Below are 19,122 nucleotides of genomic sequence, written 5' to 3' on the forward strand. Positions count from 1 at the left end.
CAAATAGGGACGAGAAGGTTTATTTCCCGCGGTACCACCCTGTTAGAAATAATCAAAAAGACTATATCCACTCAAAATTCGTAACGTGAATGAAACGCCTAAGTTTAATCATTCTGAAACAGAATTTTCAACCCGGAACTCAAGGGTGATCTTCCAATATCTCGCTCTGCTAGGCTCCCACCAATCCCAGCTCGCTTAAAAAGCTTGTAGATATTGTACTGTCCCTCTCATCGTCAATAATCGCTATTTTGGTTATTAAAAAATTATATGCGAAAATTCCTTATTTCGTCAAGCTAATGAGTCTTCTTCTTTTGAAGAATTTAACTCAGTTGAATCTAATTCATATTGTAATAAATGATCCCAGTCATCATTATTTAAAAGATCCAATTGTGCTTCGACCAGCATTTTAAAGCGAGTACGGAATACTTTCGATTGTTTTTTCAAGTCTTCAATATCAAGTGCAATCTTTCTTGCCTTTGAAAGCGACTCGTTTACAATGCGATCAGCATTTTTTTCAGCTTCTTTAATAATAAGTTTTGCTTCTTTTTGAGCATTGCGTTTTACATCTTCTGATGCTTCTTGGGCAATGACGATTGACTTGTGGAGTGTTTCTTCAATCGTAGTAAAATGCCCTAAACGTTCGTTCAGATCATTCAAACGCTCTTCCATTTCTTTCTTTTCTCGAATGACTTGTTCATAATCCTTGATCACTTGATCAAGAAATTCGTTTACTTCATCCTCATCATAGCCTCTAAAACCTTTATTAAATTCTTTATTATGAATATCCAACGGCGTTAATGGCATAGTGCCACCTCCAAAATCAGTCTCTTCTCTTTTATGTACAGTGCAAATATTCGACAAATATTTCTATATTCCTGCAATAATAATGAAATTTATTGATATTTCCCTGCAGTAATTCTCCATTTATCTTTTTTCGTCTTGCCATCTATCGATATGATTTTGGCTCTGCCATATCCTCTCATCGATAGGATATCCCCTTCTTCACAAACGAAGGCGGTATTTTCAATGACAGTCCAATTTACCTTAACGAGACCTTGTCCAATGAAAAGTTGGGCTTTTTGTCTTGAGAGGTTATGTATTGCTGCGATAACTGTATCCAGTCTCAATGAAGAGACGGTCGTTGACAGCTCATGCAATTCTTCTTTTGACTCAATGGCATCTGACAACTGAATTTCTTTCAATTCGACTTTGGCTTTACCAATTGATTCTAGTTGCATCCCGAGATAATCACTTACCTCAGACGCAGTAAAAATCTGTATTCTATCCCCTTTGAAAAGAATATCCCCAAATTTCCCGCGCTTCAGCCCAATCGACATTAAGCTACCCAAAACTTGTGGATGTTCGATTGTAACAAATTTGCTAGGATAATTAATTTCAAATAAGCTAATTTGAAATTGCTCCATTGCAGCTTCATCATAGTCAGGATACAAGTAAGCACGCTTTCTTTCGGTTGTTTCGGTTCCTCCAAAAAATGCAAGCTTAACGTTCCCATGCTCGCCCACGATGGTTTTTACAATATGTTGCTCCCGAGGATCGAGAAAATCAGTAAGCTTAGCGGAATATGTGGAATCCACAAATTCTTTCCAATGCAAAGCCTGATCTATGAATTCACGTTCCTCAGGACGAAAATGTTGATAAATATTCATTCTTTAGCCAATCCAAGTCTGAACCTGTGCCAATCCATTCGACGCAAATCGAAGGACTAAGATTGCCACAATTGGTGAAATATCAATCATTCCGATAGGGGGAATGATTTTTCTAAACGGCTCAAGATATGGTTCGCATATACGAGTGAATAATCGTCCGATCGACGTTTCGCGTGCACTAGGAAACCAAGACATCAAAATATAGATGATTAATGCCCAGTAATAAAGCTCAAACACTTTAGATAAGATGTAAAATACAATATCCATTTAACACTACCACCTCGAATCATGTAGATCATGTTCTTGCATGATCTCAGAAATATTCCCAGAAACTTCAACATTGTCAGGTGTGCATAAGAAAATACTTGTGCCGATTCTTTGGATATCCCCTCCGATGGCATAAACTGTCCCGCTTAGAAAATCCACTATTCTTTTAGCCTGATCGTGATCGATACGTTGCAGATTTACAACTACAGCTCTGCGATTTTTCAAATGATCAGCAATGTCCTGAGCTTCAGCATATACCCTTGGTTCAACTAAAACTACTTTTGATGCTTTCTGAACACTTTGTAGACTCACAACGTTTTGTTTTTGAGGAAGTTGCTTTTGAACCTGTTGCTTTTGTGTTTTTAGTGGTTCTACTTCTTCTTCAATGTATTCGTCTTCATAATCCTCATATTCATCATCCAAAAAGAAAAAAGTTTTGATTTTAGATTTAATACTCATTGCTTACACCTCCTCATCATCATAGCCAACAAGGGCTGTTCCAATCCTTACCATTGTGGCACCTTCTTCAATTGCAATATTAAAATCATTCGACATCCCCATCGACAATTCTGTGCACGGAGCATTCTGAAGATGGAGTGCTTGGACTTCGCTACGAATTTCTGCCAATTTCTTAAAGCATTCTCGAAGAGTTTTTTCATCATCTGTAAATGGTGCCATTGTCATTAACCCAACAACATATACGTTTTCTAATGACTTTATGCTCTCAATGAACCTAATTACTTCTACTGGTGCAAGCCCATGCTTAGATTCTTCACCAGACACATTGACTTGTACGAGGCATTTTACCTTTTTATTAGCTCTTTTATTAATCTCTTCAGCTAATGATAATCGGTCAAGAGAATGAATGTATTCGACTTGATTGATAATATTTTTTACTTTTCTTGTCTGCAAGGAACCAATATAATGCCATACAGGCTTGTCCTGAAGAACTTGCCATTTTTCTATTAGTCCTTCGTCACGGTTTTCACCAAGATGAACGATTCCTGCCTCTAGCGCTTCAGCGGCTCTTTCAATACTTACATATTTTGTTACGCCAATAATTTTTACTTCATCGGGATTCCGAGCGACTTTCATGCAAGAATCATGAATTTGTTTTTGAATTGTTTCTAGCTTTACAACAACATCCATTAAAAATCAGAATCCTCCCTCCAGCCAATAAAGCTCATCATCCTCCCCGTCTTTCCATTATCACGACGATGGGAAAAAAATTCATCTTGGTGACAGCTTGAACAATAGGTAGTAGTTAGGATTTGATCTTCCTTGATTCCCTGCTTCATAAGAAGCTGTTTGTTCAATTCTTGCAAATCAAGAGTATATTGACCTTCTTGTATTTGATTATATGGTTTTTTTTCGACATGTTCTAGTGTATTTTGAACGAAAGTAATAACATAATCATCTACAATATAACATTTTTTGCAGATAGATGGGCCAATAATGACAGAAATTCGTTCGACATCGATTCCTTCCTGCTGCCAGGTTGATACCATTTTTGCACCGATGCCATGAACGGTTCCTTTCCAACCTGCATGAGCAATCCCGATCATCTTCTTCTCAGGAGCAATAAAATACAGTGGTACACAATCAGCAAAACAAAGAGTCATCAAAATACCCTTTTCGGTTGAATAAAAACCGTCAGTGTCTTTAATTGAATCATCGTACGCATACGAGCCTTTGCCACAGTCCTCTGAAGTCACTTTCTTGATTCTAATGCCATGTGTCTGTTCTGCTCCAACCCATTTTTCTAATGGAACACGAATGGATTTTGCGAGTGACTCACGGTTCGCACAAACATCTGTCAAGTTGTCCCCTACATGAAAGCCAAAATTTTGAGATTGAAAAGAATCTTTACTTGAACCGCCATTTTTAGTTGTAAATCCAGCAACCAATCCTGGATACTGTTCAACCCAATTCTTTATTGAGTAATACTGTTCATTTTGTTTTACAAATGGTTCCATATCACTTCTCCGTTTTGATTTTACTTTAAGTTTACCATACTCTTATATTAGCTTGCATAAAAGCACCTAAAGCTCTTCTTCATATACCCTTTCCGCCATATCTTTAAATCTTACAAGGATGACGTCCTCGCCAATCTTTAAAATGTTCTTCCAAGGAATCACAATATCTTCTTCCCGTCCAAAGAAACCTAATACTTTACCTACACCTGTTACCACAACGGCTTCAATTTTCCCTGTATTTAAGTTTATCTCGATGTCTCCAACATTACCTAATCTTTTCCCATCAGCTACATTCACTACATCCTTGATTTGAAAGTCTGAAATTTTCACCATTCTAATCACTCCCGTTTTACATGCTATTACAAATATATGAATGTAAAACGGGAATATTGTTCAATGGAACAATAAATATAGTCAGTCTCAAAAATAACCTATATTTTCGGATAAAATCCCATATAAATAAGCTGCCATAAAGGCAGCTTCAGCTTTGTATATTCTTGTTCATTTGCTTTATTGCAGCTTTTTCAAGTCTTGATACTTGGGCTTGTGAAATGCCAATTTCATCAGCAACTTCCATTTGCGTCTTACCTTGGAAAAAACGCTTGCGCAAAATCAACTTCTCGCGTTCGTTTAATCTACGCATGCCTTCTTTGAGTGCTAATTCTTCTATCCAGTTTGTATCTTTATTTTTTTCATCACTTAGCTGATCCATTACAAAAATCGGGTCGCCACCATCATTATAAATCGGTTCAAACAGAGATACAGGATCTTGGATAGCATCCAGTGCAAAAACAATTTCCTCATGCGGAACCTCTAGTACCCTTGCGATTTCCTCTGCAGTAGGTTCTCTCGAGGTTTCACTCATCAACCGCTCTCTAACTTGAAGCGCTTTATAGGCAATATCTCTGAGAGACCGTGACACCCTTATCGGATTATTATCTCTCAAATACCTCCGTATCTCCCCGATAATCATCGGTACGGCATAAGTAGAGAATTTTACATTTTGGCCGAGATCAAAGTTATCAATAGACTTCATTAATCCGATACAGCCCACCTGGAATAAGTCATCAACAAATTCTCCTCTGTTGTTAAAACGCTGAATAACGCTTAACACAAGCCGCAAGTTTCCATTCACAAGCTTTTCTCGAGCGAATATATCGCCTTCTTGCATTTGTCTGAAAAGCAAACGCATTTCTTCATTTTTTAAAACAGGAAGTTTTGATGTATCAACACCACAAATTTCAACCTTATTTCGAGTCAATCTCTTCCCTCCTCACAGGAGTTGCTGTACAAAAAACAGTATCTCCTTGAGAAGGAAAAATATGCACATGTGGTTTCACGGTTCTAGGAAGAAAATTGGAAAAAACTCATTAATTCCCTATAAAACTTCACTTTTTTCTTCAGAAAAAAATTTTGTTGAAATAATATTTTTTATATTTAAACCATTTTGTTGAATTCTTTCCTTAGTCTCTTAATGATGCGCTTTTCTAGCCTTGAAATATAGGATTGTGAAATTCCAAGCATATCTGCTACATCCTTCTGGGTCTTTTCTTCCCCATTCGTAAGACCAAAACGAAGTTCCATAATTTGCTTTTCACGGTCTGAAAGTTGATGAAGAGCTTTCGTCAATAGCTTTCTATCAACGTTTGCTTCAAGATCCTTTGTAATGATATTTTCTTCCGTTCCAAGTACATCGGATAGTAGTAGTTCATTACCATCCCAGTCTATGTTTAAGGGTTCATCGAATGACACCTCTGAACGTATCTTATTATTTCTTCTAAGATACATGAGAATTTCATTTTCAATACACCTTGATGCATATGTAGCAAGCTTAATCTTCTTCTCAGGATTAAATGTGTTAACAGCCTTTATTAAACCAATTGTTCCAATACTGATTAAGTCTTCGATATTGATGCCTGTATTTTCAAATTTACGTGCGATATAGACCACTAGTCGCAAATTTCTTTCAATCAATATGGATCTAGCCGCTTTATCCCCATTCGGAAGTTTCTTTAATAGCACTTCTTCCTCGTCCTTCGTTAAGGGCGGCGGCAATGCTTCGCTTCCACCAATATAATAAATTTCATCCGTCTTTAACCCTAGCTTGATCAGAAGCTTATACCAGTAATAGGATAAGCGAAGTTTCCATTTTTTCATGGAAGTACCTCCTTCTAAATGATGAATTTCTGAGTATAGTATTATTAGCTTACCTTCGTTGATGCTACAGGTTTTCTTACACCTGTCAGCATTTTTGGATGAACGATACACTGGAATGAATCATCTGCCGATAAGCGTTGCATCGTAAATGATACAAGACACTTACTGCAATCAATTTGAAATTGGTCCTTCACAATGAAAACTTGATCAGGTTTTATCGCAATAATTAGTTGGTGTTCCTGACCAACCGAACGACACGGGATAATTTTAAGTTTTGATTGCCATTCTGAGTGCACTTCGTCATTCCCATTTATGAGGCATTCAGGATCTTCCGCCATTTTCTTTATTGCCTCAGGGAAAAGGTCCAATCTGTCAAAAAGAGAAACGAACATGACTGGCATTCTTGAAAAAGGATCATATAACTGATTGCCACTGTCTACAAGACCTCTAAATGAGTAGGTTCTCTCACCTAATCTAATTAGTACATCCACTTTCTGATCAAACTCAATCTTCGTCATTTCAATACTTTCAATCCTCGACTTAGAAAAATGCCATGCAACGGGAAACCCAATCATGACAAAAAGCCAACTTACAGGATCGCCGTAGCCTTTGACACTTGAGATAAGAACATTGGTTGTCAATTCATTATCAAATCTTATGAAGTAGTGCATCCCTATTAAAAAGCCACCAACAAGAAAAGTTGCAAGATATAGGGTAAATAAACCACTGATAAAATAACGCAGCCTTTTATAACCAAATACACTAAATACCATCAGTATAGAAAATAGCAACTTTATGATTGGATGGCCTGAAAAGGAATTTAGAGGTGTAAATGATAATATAATGATTAATGAGCCTATAAATCCCCCTAATAGCAATCTCCATAAACGGAATTCCCGTTTGAGTATGATGGCTGTCAGGTAAAGCAGGAGACTGTCAAACAAGAAATTCAAAGCCCAAATTACATCCACATAAACAGTCATCTTTACAGCACCCCGCGATCTAAGAAAGCTCTTCATTGCGTGTTCTGCATGTTAACCGATATAAAACCCCCAATCCTTTTTACAAAACCTTTCTGTTTACGGAAAAGTATAACCTACCTTAGCAGCAGAAGTGTGTCACTTCCTGTAAACGAAAGAACAGAAATTTTCATGTATCCATTCGGATTTTGTCAGATTTTTTCTTTGAGGAGATAAGTGATAGATCAGCTCAATTTTATAACATGGCTCTGTTGAATTCCGCTCCAGTCGCTTGCTCTCCTCGGATTATTCGCCGAACCTCCTGGTCGCATAACGGTCGTTCCCTAGGACACTGATTATCTTCCTTGAAAGAACCCACCCACAAAAAAACGCGGAAGCCTTTTTGAGGAGTCCAGTGCCTACCGCTCCAATCAACAAAGTGCAGAAAATACCGGTAGAAGGCACGAGAAGTCTACTTGTGCGAAAATTTGCATGATTAAATATGAAGATTTTGGCGTAATTATCTCATTTAAAGTGGATATGAAAGTATAACATTATACCCTCGTGAGGTTTTCAGCCCTTTTTATACTCCTGTTTTTTGATCGTCATCGCCATTTTCAAAAATGTTATCGCCTGTTTTTTCATGGTAATAAACGGTTTCAAAAATATATTCGCTGAGTTCATATTCGGCTTTTTAAAAATCACGATATCCCCGTCGATTTCCCTAAATATTATGCAAATAATCAACAATGTACTTTAACAAAGCCTAAAAAACAAAAAAACACGACTCATTTGAGTCGTGTTTTTTTGTTGCTATTTTATCGTCTACGATTACGATTTCTTAAGAAAGTTGGGATATCTAGTGTATCCTCAGGTTGTTGTTGTGAAACAGAAGTATGTCTCACAGGTTCAGGTTGTACTTCCTCACGTTTCGGTTCTCTTTTCACTGTACCAATGTTTGGCTTTAATTGTCCAAACGAAGGGCGTACCGGTTTAGGTTGTTGTAATTCTTCCTGGAAACCAGTTGCAATGACAGTAACGATGATTTCATCTTTCAGATTATCATTGATGACAGATCCAAAAATCATGTTTACATCTTGGTCTGAAGCAGACGCAACGATGTCCGCTGCTTCTTGTACTTCATACAAGCTTAGATTTGAGCCACCCGTGATATTCATAAGAACCCCTTGAGCTCCATCAATGGAAGTTTCAAGCAATGGAGATGAAACAGCTTTCTTTGCAGCTTCAGCCGCACGGTTTTCTCCAGAAGCTACCCCAATACCCATCAATGCAGATCCTTTACTTGACATGATCGTTTTTACGTCAGCAAAGTCAAGGTTAATTAATCCTGGAGTTGCAATTAGATCAGATATACCTTGTACACCTTGACGTAGTACGTTGTCAGCTTCACGGAATGCTTCAAGCATTGGAGTGCTCTTGTCAACAATCTCTAATAAGCGATCGTTCGGGATGACAATAAGTGTATCAACCGCTTCCTTCATCTGTCCAATTCCGCCAGCTGCTTGATTAGAACGTTTACGTCCTTCGAATGTGAAAGGGCGTGTTACGACGCCAACAGTTAAAGCACCTAAATCGCGAGCGATTTGGGCAATAACAGGTGCAGCACCCGTACCCGTTCCGCCACCCATACCAGCAGTAACGAAGACCATGTCAGCTCCTCTTAGAGCTTCTTCAATTTGTTCTTTGCTTTCTTCGGCTGCTTTTTTCCCTACTTCTGGGTTAGCACCCGCTCCAAGACCACGTGTTAATTTACCGCCAATTTGCATTTTCACTTCTGCTTTAGACAAGTTTAATGCTTGGGCATCTGTATTTACGGAGATAAACTCTACTCCTTGAACGCCATGTTCGATCATACGGTTAACCGCGTTATTACCGCCACCGCCGACACCAATGACTTTTATCGTAGCAAGTTGATCTAAATTCATATCAAAATCCAGCATGACAAATCCTCCTAATTCGTCCATATTCCTTGAACACCTGTTTACTCAAAAAAGTAACCTAGGAACTTTTTTACTCTTGTTGTCATTTTTTCCTCAGGTTGTTTTTCCAGCTTTGCTTTCGGTTGTTGCTGTTGTTTCGGCAATCGCTTTTCTCTAGGTTCGGAGACAGGTGGCATTGAGACCGTTTTTCTGCCTTTTAATCTAGCATTCTTATAAGCAAATTGTATCAAACCAACTGCTGTCGTATATTGTGGTTCACGAACTCCAATATAATCAGGAATTGCAATTCTTACACGGTTCTGGAAAATGACTTGAGCAAGTTCCAACACACCTTGCATATTCGCCACTCCACCAGTTAGCACAAAGCCACCAGGTAGATCGCGTACACCTAATCTTCTTAATTCGTTTTGGATCAAATCAAAAATTTCTTCAAGTCTTGCTTCTATAATATCAGAAATTTCGATCTGACTAAACTGCTGATGCTGATCACTGCCAATAATCGGAACACTGAACACTTCTTCTTCAGAAGCTTCATCATAAAAAGCATGACCATATTTGATTTTTACTTTCTCAGCATCTTCTGTTGAAGTGCGTAATCCAATCGACAAGTCTTTAGTAATATGGTCTCCGCCAATTGGTATTACACTCGTTGTTTTAAGGTGTCCATTATCAAATACAGCGATTGTAGTTGATCCTCCGCCGATATCAACAAGAGCAACGCCAAGATTCTTTTCGTCCTTTGATAGGGCGAAAGATCCTGCAGCCAGAGGCTGTAGCGTTATGTCTAAAATTTCCAAACCTGCACGTTCAACACAGCGAAGCGTATTATGTAGGATTGTCTTTGAACCTGTAATAATGGTGCCTTCCATTTCGAGTCGGACACCAATCATGCCACGTGGATCGTTAATTTCATCAAGTCCATCAACGATGTATTGTTTAGCTACTACATCGATGATCTCTCTTTCAGGCGGAATGGATACAACTTGTGCTGCATCTTTCACACGCTCAACATCATCTAAAGTAATCTCACGATTTTCACTTGATACTGCTACTACTCCATGACAAGGCTGTAACATCACATGATTACCTGTAATCCCTACAATGACTTGACGGATTTCCATTCCAATCATTCTTTCAGCCTGTTCAACTGCTCTTTTAATAGAATGAACTGTTTCATCTATATCTACAATGGAGCCTTTTCTTAATCCTTCTGACTTCTCATTGCCAACACCAATAATATTTAATGAGTCATTGACCATTTCACCAATGATGACTTTCACACTGGATGTACCGATGTCAAGACTTACATATATTTCATTGTTGTTCATTCTTTGGCACCTCCTTTAGCGTTCCCTTTAACGTTAAAAAACAACCTATTTTAAACATTTGTCGTTTTCTAGTCCCTATCTAATAAAATATTCGTCACAACTAAATGATTCCCTCTAAAAAAATTCACTTTTTTTCTATTTTTCAGTATTTGTTGACCATTTTGTCAATAATATTCGGCGAATGACCGCAATGTTTTGGAATAATCTCACTCCAAAAGCAAAAATGGCTGCTAAATACAAGTCTACACCAAGATGAACACCTAGAAAAGCTAAACTTGCTGCAAGTATGATGTTAAAGAAAAAGCCTGATACAAATACCTTCTCATCATAGATGTTTTGTAGTCTCGCCCTTATTCCTCCAAACAAGGTGTCGAATGCCGCTAAAACGGCGATCGAAAGATAATTAGAATATTCTTCAGGAATACGAATGTCTGTCATTAAGCCAAACAATATTCCCATTATCAAGCCCATAACTGGAAGCCACATTAGGTATTGCCTCCTTCACCAGGTTTAACAGGCTGCATATTACGAATACGAATGGAATTTTCATACGCCGGAACAGTAATATTAAGCTCAGGATTTGAAACTGTTACTCTTAAATTATCGATAAAAAACTCTTCTGCAGATTTGGATACCTGCATGCGGTTATAAAGCTTATTAGCCGTTTTCATATCTTCAACGACAATCTTTACGTCAATAGGCAGGGAATCTAATGTATGACCGTCAATTTTTGTTTCACCATTGATATCCCTTATGACTGTGCTGTTGATGATTCGTTGTCCATCCACACTTATATGTTTTGCGTCGTACATGTTGAGTTCATTTAGCATCCTCTTTAATAGGTCAGGAGAAAGAGATGCAACTGTTGTACCCAATTTAATATCCTCATAAATTGGTTCAATCGTAAGGACTAGTCCTGGTCCAGTTATTTCAGTTAAGCCCGCTTCGACCTTAAGTTCTTCTAATGTTTCACGAAGAACCTGCTCTTTACTTTGCTTTCTCTTTGATTCGTAGGCTGCCAGCTTCTCTTCATTCGAGCGAATCTCTCGAATCAATGTGGACTGTAGTTCTTTCTCTTTCAACAATGCTTCCCTGAGTTGCCATACATCCCTTGTGTCTCTTACTACAGGTTCTTTAACGGTTTGGAATTGGATAGCAATCATGAAACCAATTACTGCAGTAATGATGGTTAAACTAATATTTTTAGACTTGTCCACATTTATCACCTGACCTTCTAGCCCGTTACGATTTCTTCACAGCTCCCATTAATTCTTCCCAAGAATAGGATCGAGGATAATTTCATCTTTTTTCTGTAAAGAAAAAATGATATTGTCATTTACAAGTTGATCCTTGACCCCTCCTGTTAAATTCAAAGCAGAAGCAAGTACATCGGAATCTCCTATCGCGGTAATGACAAATGGAGCTGGATGCTGATGACCGTCTACCGTAATAACAGGCCCTGTACACTCTATATAAGAATTGTGCGTCAATCGTTGCCCATTAATGGCCACAGCCGCAGCTCCTGAAATATAGAGCTCATTTATTACTTTAAAAACGTGAAATTCATGAACGATATAATCGTTTATATTTGCAGTTTCTACTTGATAGTCTCCATCTGCAAGAGTAACTTCAACACCCTTGCCTTTCACAGGTACTTTTCCTAAATACATCCTGTATTTTTCGGTGTCTTCTGCCAAATTGAAAAATACTTGAGCACCTTTGGACAAATCTTTTTCTATTTCAAGAACCTTTTGTTGTTTTTTAATCAGTTCTTTTTGTAATTTTCTATTTTCCTTTTCCTGATTAATCATTTGATTTCTCAGTGTTAAATTTTTTTCCCATTGTTTGCTCGTTATACTAGAGCCTTCATTTTCCTTTTGGGTAATATGGTAGGAAAAAGCCAACATATAGCCGAGTACTAAACAAACCAAAGATAAGATAACATGATTACCCTTCACTCTCATCTTTATTTTCTTCAACCTCATCGTCTCCTTCCTGTCCATAAGCTTTAAAGTACGATCCTACTTCCAAGTCAATTACACCTTTAACTTTTGGATCGAGCTGACTTATGATTGAAGGATAATGCGCCATTTTTTCTGCAAAACTTCTCAAACTAGCACTAACTTCGAAACCATCGTTCATAAATAAAGTAATATGAAACCGGTCCGTCTTACTTGGTGCATAATGAATCTCTGAGATTGAATTTTTCACTTCGAGAGGTAAGTCGTCAAGGCTTGAAATAAGCTCGTCCAATACCTTTCCTTCTTTAAACCCACCCAAAACTGGAGCATTACCTGGGAGTTGCTTTGTGCTTTCCTTTAATATTTTTCCATTTTGAAGTACTGGATAAAAAGCTTTTTTATCAGAAAGATAAGCAATTCTTTTATGTTCCTTCACATTGACCTTGACAATATTTGGAAACTGCACACGCACAGTTGCTTTTTTCACTTCTGGAAGTTTCATGATCTGAGCTTCTACAGTCTTTTTGTTTACCTTCCATACATTCGTTTGGAAGGTAAGACCACTTTTGGCTATAATATCATTTTTTGAATATGAGGCATTTCCAGTCACAGTGATGGTTTTAATTCGGCTTAAAGGCGATTGGACATAAACAACACATGCAATCATAAAGAAGAACAATAACAGCAGCATGATAAGCCTCTTGTTGGCCTTGCGCCGTCTTTGTTGTTTCAATTTAGGTATACGCTCTTCAAGAGAAACGATTTTACCCTTTTCCACACCCTTCACCCCAATGCCTTCTTTTGGACTTTACCGGAATTGAAAACAACGGCACGAATCTTCATGCCGTCATTAACACAGCCTTTTTATCCATATCTAATGAATAATTATACCACAATATATGTCATTAGTAAGAAGTATTTCCTGTTACTTTCGTCCGATTATTTCCACTTCTGTTTCCATTTTCACTCCGTACTGACTAAACACTGTGTCTTTTACATGCTGGATAAGCGCTAATACGTCTTGGGCAGTGGCACCACCAGTATTTACAATAAAGTTGCCATGCATTTCGGAGATTTTTGCCCCACCGATACTATGCCCTTTTAATCCAGCCGATTCAACTAGTTGGCCAGCATAGTTTGGAAGAGGATTTCGGAAGATACTTCCTGCACATGGATAGTTCCATGGCTGCGTTTCTTTACGATAGTCTTTATTTTTTTGCATTTCTGCTACGATTGTTTCTTTTTCTCCTTCTTCTAAACGAAAAACAGCTTCTAACACCATACCAGGGCGCTTCTTCTGAAGAACAGATGAGCGATAAGAAAATTCCATTTCTTCGTTTGAAAGCCATTCTATCTTTCCATCCTCAAAGAGTACAAGAGCTTTTACAAGGATTTTTGAAATATCGGATCCATGTGCACCCGCGTTCATATAGACTGCTCCACCGACCGAACCTGGTATACCGCCAGCAAATTGCAGTCCTGATAGTCCCTTTTTGCTTATAAGCGTTGCAAGACTTATCAACGAATGGCCACCGCCTACCTTAACATCCGTCCCGTTCACTTCGAGTGAATCCAAACCTGCTCCGAGTCTAATCACGATGCCCTCAATGCCTTCATCAGAAACTAATAGGTTAGACCCTCTACCAATCGCTCTCCACTTCAGGCCTTTTTCACGAACAAAGTCCATAATTTTTTTTACATTTTCAACTGAGGAAGGCTCCACAAGAACATCTGCAGGCCCACCAATTTTCATGGTTGTATGAAGAGAAAGTGGTTCATTGGGCTTCACTTTTCCTACATTTAATTTTTCAAGTTCTTTCACTATGCCGTCCATAAATACCTCCTATATTTCAAAAGAGTGTTACCATAGTTTATGCAAAAAATTCTCTTAGGCTACCTCTGGTTTTCCGTAAGCTTTTTCATCACCGTATAAAGCCTTTGTGCTGAATCAGGTACACCAAGTTTTTTTGCTTTAGTTTTCATATCATTTAATTTATTTTCATCTAGAAGAATAGCATCAATCTCTTCAACCAAACGTTTACTATTCAAGTCCTTCTCTAACAATAAAGTAGCAGCGCCATGATCACTTAAAGAGCGCGCATTTTTTTCCTGATGATTATTTGTCACATAAGGACTTGGTATTAAGATACTAGGAATGCCCAATGACGTTAGCTCTGCTAATGTAGTAGCACCTGCCCTAGCAACGGTTAAATCGATACCCGAAAGTACCTCTGGCATATTATGAATAAATGGCTTGATAATGACGTTTTCTGGGTTACCCACTAACGCTACTTCTTTTTGAACTTCCTCAAAATGCGTATCGCCTGTTACATATAGAATCTGATAAGGTTTTTCCCTGAATTGTGATAATGACTTTATGATAGCTTCGTTAATCGGCCTTGCACCACGACTCCCGCCTACAACAAGTACAGCAGGCATACTGGAATTTAATCCTGTTGAAATGCGGCCATGTATACCGTCTTGCCCCATTACTTCAGATGCACGTGGATTCCCTGTAAATACAACTTTCTTGTCAGGAAAATACTCTCTAGCTCCTTCAAAACATATTGCTATTTTATTAACATAGCGTGATAAAAATTTATTAGTTAAGCCTGGTACGCTATTTTGTTCATGTATTATAGTAGGAATTTTCAATTTTGCAGCAGCGTATACCACTGGTCCACATACGTATCCGCCTGTGCCAATCACGACATCAGGCTTGAAATTCTTTAATATCTTTTTACTATCGCTGACACCCTTAAGGAATCTATATATAGTCTTAACATTATCAAAAGATAATTTTCTTTTAAACCCTGTTATATGTATAGATCTAAACGGAATACCTTCTCTTTTCACAATTGAACTTTCCAGACCCGCTTCTGTTCCTATATATAAGAATTCAGCTTGTTCATTTTCTTTATGTATTTCACGTATTAAGGCTAACGCAGGATAGATATGTCCACCCGTACCGCCACCACTTACTACTATTCTCATTATTCCACCCCATCAACTCAAAAAAATATTTCTAATATAATATTTAATTAAAACCACTCACTCGCTTTACCCCATTCTACTATAAACAAAACAAAATATAGAGCGAGAAAATAATATGTTAAACAATTGTAATACAAAAACAAGAAGCGGAAGCACCTGAGACTATAAAAAAACGGTTATATTAAATCCTCAACATCGATTAAATTAACATATTTCTAAAAAGAAAAAAAGCAAACCCTTTTAGGGTCTGCCTCAATATCTTGCATAGCGGCTAATATTAAGTAGAACGCCTACTGCCATTAACATCAATGTCAAGGATGATCCCCCATAACTTAGGAATGGCAATGTAATCCCTGTTACTGGCATTAAGCCTGTGACCACTCCGACATTGATCATCACTTGTATGGCTATCATGGCTATTATTCCTACTGCAAGGAAGCTTCCAAACAAATCTGGAGCACCTAATGATATCCTAATGCCCCTCCAAAGCAGTAAAGCAAATAATAGCAATACAAATGATCCGCCTATAAATCCTAATTCCTCTGCTAATATGGCAAAAATAAAGTCTGTCTGTGGTTCTGGCAAGTAAAAGAATTTTTGACGACTTTCTCCAAGACCCAATCCAAACAATCCCCCTGGTCCAATTGCAAACAATGATTGAATCATCTGAAAACCGCTCCCAAGCGGATCAGACCATGGATCAAGGAAAGAAGTAATCCTCTCCATTCGATACGGAGCAGAAATGACAAGACCTACAAAACCAGCAACTCCAATGAGTCCTAGTGCTGCAAAATGGGCAATACGTGCACCAGATACAAAGATCATTACCACAGAGGTTCCAACCATTACTGTCCCAGTCCCTAAGTCAGGTTGTAGCATAATCATCCCAAAGGCGAGGAAGACAAGTCCTAGAGAAGGAACAAGTCCCTTCTTGAATGAAGTAATGACCTTCTGCCGCTCCGATAAGTACTTGGCGAGAAAAACAATCATGGCAAGTTTCATGAATTCGGAGGGCTGAATGGAAAAGGCTCCAACACCGATCCAGCTTCGTGAACCATTTCTTACATTTCCAACTCCGGGAACCAGAACGAGAACAAGCATTACGAAACAAATGATTATAATCATCTTCGCAAAGGTCCTCCATGTCCAATAATTCACATTCATGATAAAGAACATCGCTACGATTCCGACACCCGCAAAGAGCATTTGACGTTTGGCAAAGAAGAATGAATCCTCGAATTTGTAGTCAGCCCATACTGCGCTTGCGCTGTAAACCATTATGAGCCCTACGGTTAAAAGCGTCAGTGTTACGATCAATAAAATAAAATCAGGAGTATTTCTCTTTGTAGGCACTACAACACACCTCAACCGCTAGTTTTAGGGCCTGTAAGAGTATCGTTCAAGGAGTCAATAATCATCCTAAGCAGACAAGCCCTTACTTAAAGCTTATGCACAGCTTCGATAAAGATGTCTCCCCTGACTTCAAAAGTTTTATGTTGATCCCAGCTCGCACAAGCAGGAGATAATAAGATGACATCGCCTGAAGCAGAATGCATGTAAGCTTCCGGTACAGCCTTTTCAACATTATCGACACGCTTGATTGTTTTTATTCCCGCTTCTTTTGCCACTCGCTCTATTTTAGGAGCTGTCTGACCAAAAGTAATAATCGTTTTTACATTTTGTAAATAGGGAATTAACTCATCAAATTCGTTCCCGCGATCTAATCCTCCAGCTAATAGAACCAATGGTTTCTTGAAAGCTGTAAGTGCTTTTACGGTGGCCAAAATGTTTGTGGCCTTCGAATCGTTATAGAATTTTCTCCCATCCTTTTCTGCTACTAATTGAAGACGGTGTTTAACTCCCGTGAAAGTCGTTAAGACTTCCGCAATAGCCTCATTTGTTACACCTAAAAGCTTGGCTGCTGCCACTGCCCCAAGAATGTTCTCAAGGTTATGTGCACCTGGTAATGCGATGGTGTCAATATCGATTACCTTTTCACCCTTAAAAGAAATCCAGCCATCCTCAATGCATGCTCCATTTTCCAATTTCTTTGTAACTGAAAAAGGAACAGTTTGTGCCAAGGAAGACTTTGCAATATTCATTACCTCTTCTTGATCAGCATTTAATATCAAGTAGTCATCCTTGGTTTGATTTCTAGTAATATTTGCTTTTGCCTCTATGTATTCATCACGAGTACCGTGATAATCAAGGTGGGCATCATACAAATTTGTTATCATGGCAATATGAGGCTTGAATTCATTGATTCCCATTAATTGAAATGAAGACAATTCAATGACGATCGTATTTTCCTTTTCTGCGATTTGAGCAACCCCAGAAGCGACTGTACCAATGTTCCCAGCGATGAGTGGTTTCTTTTGGCCTTTATTAAGCATTTCGAAAACCAACGTTGTCGTAGTTGTTTTTCCATTCGTTCCTGTTATCCCGATAAATGGAGCTTCAGAAATTTTGTACGCTAATTCTACTTCTGTAAGTACAGGAATCCCTTTTTCAATCGCCCCTTTGATCATAGGGTTGCTATAAGGAATTCCTGGATTTTTTACAATCATTTGAAATCCTTCTTCTAATAACCCGAGCGGATGTTCACCACAAATAACCGTAATCCCCTGTTCTAAAAGACCCTGAGCTTCTGGATTTTCTGACAATGGCTTATTATCATTAACGGTTACGAAAGCTCCTAATTTATGAAGAAGCATAGCGGCACTGACTCCACTTTTAGCTAATCCAAGTACAAGAATTTTTTTATGTTGATATTCCGTAATTTCCTTCAATTATAACCACACCTCAATATAGATTCCTAATACAGCTAACAAAAGTCCCACACTCCAGAACGTAACAACAACTCTCCATTCTGACCATCCGATCAGTTCGTAATGATGATGTAATGGGCTCATTCGGAAAATCCGTCTACCAGTAGATTTAAAGAAAGCTACTTGAATAATAACTGACAAGGTTTCAATAACGAATACCCCACCAATGATGATTAACAAAATTTCAAGTTTGGTTAAGATAGCAACAGTGGCAATTGCACCACCAAGAGCAAGGGAACCTGTGTCACCCATAAATACTTTCGCAGGATGGGCATTAAAAACAAGGAATCCTAAGACGGCTCCTACTACAGCTACTGAAAAAATGGCAATTTCAAATTGAGATTGATTCCATGCTAATACTGCAAAAGCTCCAAATGCAATAGCTGCAGTTCCAGAAAGTAAGCCATCCAATCCATCCGTCAAATTCACTGCGTTAGAAAAGCCGACTAGCCAAAAGATTATGAATAGAGCATACGACCAACCTAAATCGATAGAATAGTCGGTTAATGGCACGCTTACTTCGGTTGAAAATTCATTGTGTTTATAGACAAAATAAAAAATGGCGGAAATAATAATCTGACCTAATAACTTTTGTTTAGATGTTAAACCAAGATTTCGCTTCATTACAACCTTAATAAAGTCGTCAAGGAATCCTAAAAGACCGAATCCTAAGGTTACAAGCAATAATAAATACGTTTTAACTGTTGGTTCTGCAAATTTCCCTACCATAACCAATGCTGTAATAATGATTGAAAATAGAATCATCAATCCCCCCATAGTTGGTGTTCCAGTTTTCTTTTGATGGGATTGTGGTCCTTCTTCGCGAATGCTTTGTCCAAATTTCAACCTTCTTAAGAAAGGAATAAAAATGGGAGAAAGGAGTACTGTAATCAGAAACCCCATTATGATTGTGAAAAATATAACTTGCTCTAACATTTTTATCCCTTCCTCTTCCAGTCAATGTTACTCAGTACACTTGTTTGAAACACTACAGCTATATCATATGTTTCTTTTGTGCCATTGA

21 protein-coding genes and 1 other annotated feature are annotated in these 19,122 nt (G+C 38.2%); all 21 genes read right to left on the bottom strand.

Features of this window, described 5'->3' with window-relative positions:
- Positions 1-2 precede the first annotated feature (2 nt).
- Positions 3-240: a binding site (T-box leader), on the bottom strand.
- Positions 241-288: 48 nt separating this feature from the next.
- Positions 289-804 (bottom strand): DivIVA domain-containing protein, encoded by a 516-nt coding sequence (locus tag BMZ31_RS02390; protein ID WP_090830123.1) that lies wholly within the window; start codon positions 802-804, stop codon positions 289-291.
- 89 nt (positions 805-893) lie between these two features.
- Entirely contained in the window at positions 894-1,667 is a 774-nt protein-coding gene (locus tag BMZ31_RS02395; protein WP_090830124.1) for a YlmH family RNA-binding protein, read from the bottom strand.
- A 3-nt stretch (positions 1,668-1,670) separates the two neighbouring features.
- Positions 1,671-1,934 (bottom strand): YggT family protein, encoded by a 264-nt coding sequence (locus BMZ31_RS02400; RefSeq protein WP_090830125.1) that lies wholly within the window; start codon positions 1,932-1,934, stop codon positions 1,671-1,673.
- Between the two features lie 6 nt (positions 1,935-1,940).
- Positions 1,941-2,393, bottom strand: coding sequence for a cell division protein SepF (locus BMZ31_RS02405; RefSeq protein WP_090830126.1), 453 nt, complete (start codon positions 2,391-2,393; stop codon positions 1,941-1,943).
- 3 nt (positions 2,394-2,396) lie between these two features.
- A complete protein-coding gene (locus BMZ31_RS02410; protein ID WP_090830127.1) occupies positions 2,397-3,083 on the bottom strand; it encodes a YggS family pyridoxal phosphate-dependent enzyme in 687 nt (228 codons plus the stop codon).
- On the bottom strand, positions 3,083-3,910 hold the full coding sequence (gene pgeF / locus BMZ31_RS02415) for a peptidoglycan editing factor PgeF (protein WP_090830128.1): 828 nt from the start codon (positions 3,908-3,910) through the stop codon (positions 3,083-3,085). Before pgeF ends, BMZ31_RS02410 begins: the two co-directional genes overlap by 1 nt.
- 66 nt (positions 3,911-3,976) lie before the next feature.
- Positions 3,977-4,243: a YlmC/YmxH family sporulation protein gene (locus BMZ31_RS02420; protein WP_090830129.1), complete on the bottom strand. Its 267-nt coding sequence runs from the start codon at positions 4,241-4,243 to the stop codon at positions 3,977-3,979.
- A gap of 148 nt (positions 4,244-4,391) precedes the next feature.
- On the bottom strand, positions 4,392-5,171 hold the full coding sequence (sigG, locus tag BMZ31_RS02425) for an RNA polymerase sporulation sigma factor SigG (protein WP_090830130.1): 780 nt from the start codon (positions 5,169-5,171) through the stop codon (positions 4,392-4,394).
- A gap of 176 nt (positions 5,172-5,347) precedes the next feature.
- Positions 5,348-6,067, bottom strand: a complete 720-nt coding sequence (gene sigE / locus BMZ31_RS02430; protein WP_090830131.1) for an RNA polymerase sporulation sigma factor SigE — start codon at positions 6,065-6,067, stop codon at positions 5,348-5,350.
- A gap of 44 nt (positions 6,068-6,111) precedes the next feature.
- The gene (spoIIGA, locus tag BMZ31_RS02435) at positions 6,112-7,050 is read right to left on the bottom strand and encodes a sigma-E processing peptidase SpoIIGA (protein ID WP_090830132.1); all 939 of its coding nucleotides are present in this window, start codon (positions 7,048-7,050) and stop codon (positions 6,112-6,114) included.
- Between the two features lie 794 nt (positions 7,051-7,844).
- Entirely contained in the window at positions 7,845-8,987 is a 1,143-nt protein-coding gene (gene ftsZ / locus BMZ31_RS02440; RefSeq protein WP_090830133.1) for a cell division protein FtsZ, read from the bottom strand.
- Between the two features lie 41 nt (positions 8,988-9,028).
- Complete coding sequence (gene ftsA, locus BMZ31_RS02445; protein ID WP_090830134.1) at positions 9,029-10,315, bottom strand: cell division protein FtsA; 1,287 nt, start codon at positions 10,313-10,315, stop codon at positions 9,029-9,031.
- A gap of 135 nt (positions 10,316-10,450) precedes the next feature.
- Positions 10,451-10,801: a small basic family protein gene (locus BMZ31_RS02450; protein WP_090830135.1), complete on the bottom strand. Its 351-nt coding sequence runs from the start codon at positions 10,799-10,801 to the stop codon at positions 10,451-10,453.
- Positions 10,801-11,532: a DUF881 domain-containing protein gene (locus BMZ31_RS02455; RefSeq protein WP_090830136.1), complete on the bottom strand. Its 732-nt coding sequence runs from the start codon at positions 11,530-11,532 to the stop codon at positions 10,801-10,803. Before BMZ31_RS02455 ends, BMZ31_RS02450 begins: the two co-directional genes overlap by 1 nt.
- Before the next feature lie 48 nt (positions 11,533-11,580).
- Positions 11,581-12,300, bottom strand: coding sequence for a DUF881 domain-containing protein (locus BMZ31_RS02460; protein ID WP_090830137.1), 720 nt, complete (start codon positions 12,298-12,300; stop codon positions 11,581-11,583).
- Positions 12,263-13,054 (bottom strand): cell division protein FtsQ/DivIB, encoded by a 792-nt coding sequence (locus tag BMZ31_RS02465; protein ID WP_090830666.1) that lies wholly within the window; start codon positions 13,052-13,054, stop codon positions 12,263-12,265. Before BMZ31_RS02465 ends, BMZ31_RS02460 begins: the two co-directional genes overlap by 38 nt.
- 147 nt (positions 13,055-13,201) lie before the next feature.
- Positions 13,202-14,110, bottom strand: a complete 909-nt coding sequence (gene murB / locus BMZ31_RS02470; protein ID WP_090830138.1) for a UDP-N-acetylmuramate dehydrogenase — start codon at positions 14,108-14,110, stop codon at positions 13,202-13,204.
- A 59-nt stretch (positions 14,111-14,169) separates the two neighbouring features.
- Positions 14,170-15,270 carry an undecaprenyldiphospho-muramoylpentapeptide beta-N-acetylglucosaminyltransferase gene (gene murG, locus BMZ31_RS02475; RefSeq protein ID WP_090830139.1) on the bottom strand — a complete coding sequence of 367 codons (1,101 nt, stop codon included), beginning with the start codon at positions 15,268-15,270 and terminating at the stop codon, positions 14,170-14,172.
- A gap of 252 nt (positions 15,271-15,522) precedes the next feature.
- Positions 15,523-16,623, bottom strand: a complete 1,101-nt coding sequence (spoVE, locus tag BMZ31_RS02480) for a stage V sporulation protein E (RefSeq protein ID WP_090830140.1) — start codon at positions 16,621-16,623, stop codon at positions 15,523-15,525.
- An 86-nt stretch (positions 16,624-16,709) separates the two neighbouring features.
- The gene (gene murD / locus BMZ31_RS02485) at positions 16,710-18,059 is read right to left on the bottom strand and encodes a UDP-N-acetylmuramoyl-L-alanine--D-glutamate ligase (RefSeq protein ID WP_090830141.1); all 1,350 of its coding nucleotides are present in this window, start codon (positions 18,057-18,059) and stop codon (positions 16,710-16,712) included.
- Positions 18,060-19,034: a phospho-N-acetylmuramoyl-pentapeptide-transferase gene (gene mraY / locus BMZ31_RS02490; protein ID WP_090830142.1), complete on the bottom strand. Its 975-nt coding sequence runs from the start codon at positions 19,032-19,034 to the stop codon at positions 18,060-18,062.
- Positions 19,035-19,122 lie beyond the last annotated feature (88 nt).

The sequence above is a fragment of the Bacillus sp. cl95 genome (assembly GCF_900115925.1).
GTDB lineage: Bacteria > Bacillota > Bacilli > Bacillales > Cytobacillaceae > Neobacillus_A.

What these genes read in the sequence shown, in the direction of transcription:
- mraY (WP_090830142.1), bottom strand. Translation starts at nt 19,034, where the DNA reads ATGTTAGAGCAAGTTATATTTTTCACAATCATAATGGGGTTTCTGATT.
- BMZ31_RS02410 (WP_090830127.1), bottom strand. Translation starts at nt 3,083, where the DNA reads ATGGATGTTGTTGTAAAGCTAGAAACAATTCAAAAACAAATTCATGAT.
- sigE (WP_090830131.1), bottom strand. Translation starts at nt 6,067, where the DNA reads ATGAAAAAATGGAAACTTCGCTTATCCTATTACTGGTATAAGCTTCTG.
- murB (WP_090830138.1), bottom strand. Translation starts at nt 14,110, where the DNA reads ATGGACGGCATAGTGAAAGAACTTGAAAAATTAAATGTAGGAAAAGTG.
- BMZ31_RS02450 (WP_090830135.1), bottom strand. Translation starts at nt 10,801, where the DNA reads ATGTGGCTTCCAGTTATGGGCTTGATAATGGGAATATTGTTTGGCTTA.
- BMZ31_RS02390 (WP_090830123.1), bottom strand. Translation starts at nt 804, where the DNA reads ATGCCATTAACGCCGTTGGATATTCATAATAAAGAATTTAATAAAGGT.
- BMZ31_RS02395 (WP_090830124.1), bottom strand. Translation starts at nt 1,667, where the DNA reads ATGAATATTTATCAACATTTTCGTCCTGAGGAACGTGAATTCATAGAT.
- murG (WP_090830139.1), bottom strand. Translation starts at nt 15,270, where the DNA reads ATGAGAATAGTAGTAAGTGGTGGCGGTACGGGTGGACATATCTATCCT.
- ftsZ (WP_090830133.1), bottom strand. Translation starts at nt 8,987, where the DNA reads ATGCTGGATTTTGATATGAATTTAGATCAACTTGCTACGATAAAAGTC.
- pgeF (WP_090830128.1), bottom strand. Translation starts at nt 3,910, where the DNA reads ATGGAACCATTTGTAAAACAAAATGAACAGTATTACTCAATAAAGAAT.
- BMZ31_RS02460 (WP_090830137.1), bottom strand. Translation starts at nt 12,300, where the DNA reads ATGAGGTTGAAGAAAATAAAGATGAGAGTGAAGGGTAATCATGTTATC.
- BMZ31_RS02405 (WP_090830126.1), bottom strand. Translation starts at nt 2,393, where the DNA reads ATGAGTATTAAATCTAAAATCAAAACTTTTTTCTTTTTGGATGATGAA.
- BMZ31_RS02420 (WP_090830129.1), bottom strand. Translation starts at nt 4,243, where the DNA reads ATGGTGAAAATTTCAGACTTTCAAATCAAGGATGTAGTGAATGTAGCT.
- ftsA (WP_090830134.1), bottom strand. Translation starts at nt 10,315, where the DNA reads ATGAACAACAATGAAATATATGTAAGTCTTGACATCGGTACATCCAGT.
- BMZ31_RS02400 (WP_090830125.1), bottom strand. Translation starts at nt 1,934, where the DNA reads ATGGATATTGTATTTTACATCTTATCTAAAGTGTTTGAGCTTTATTAC.
- spoIIGA (WP_090830132.1), bottom strand. Translation starts at nt 7,050, where the DNA reads ATGACTGTTTATGTGGATGTAATTTGGGCTTTGAATTTCTTGTTTGAC.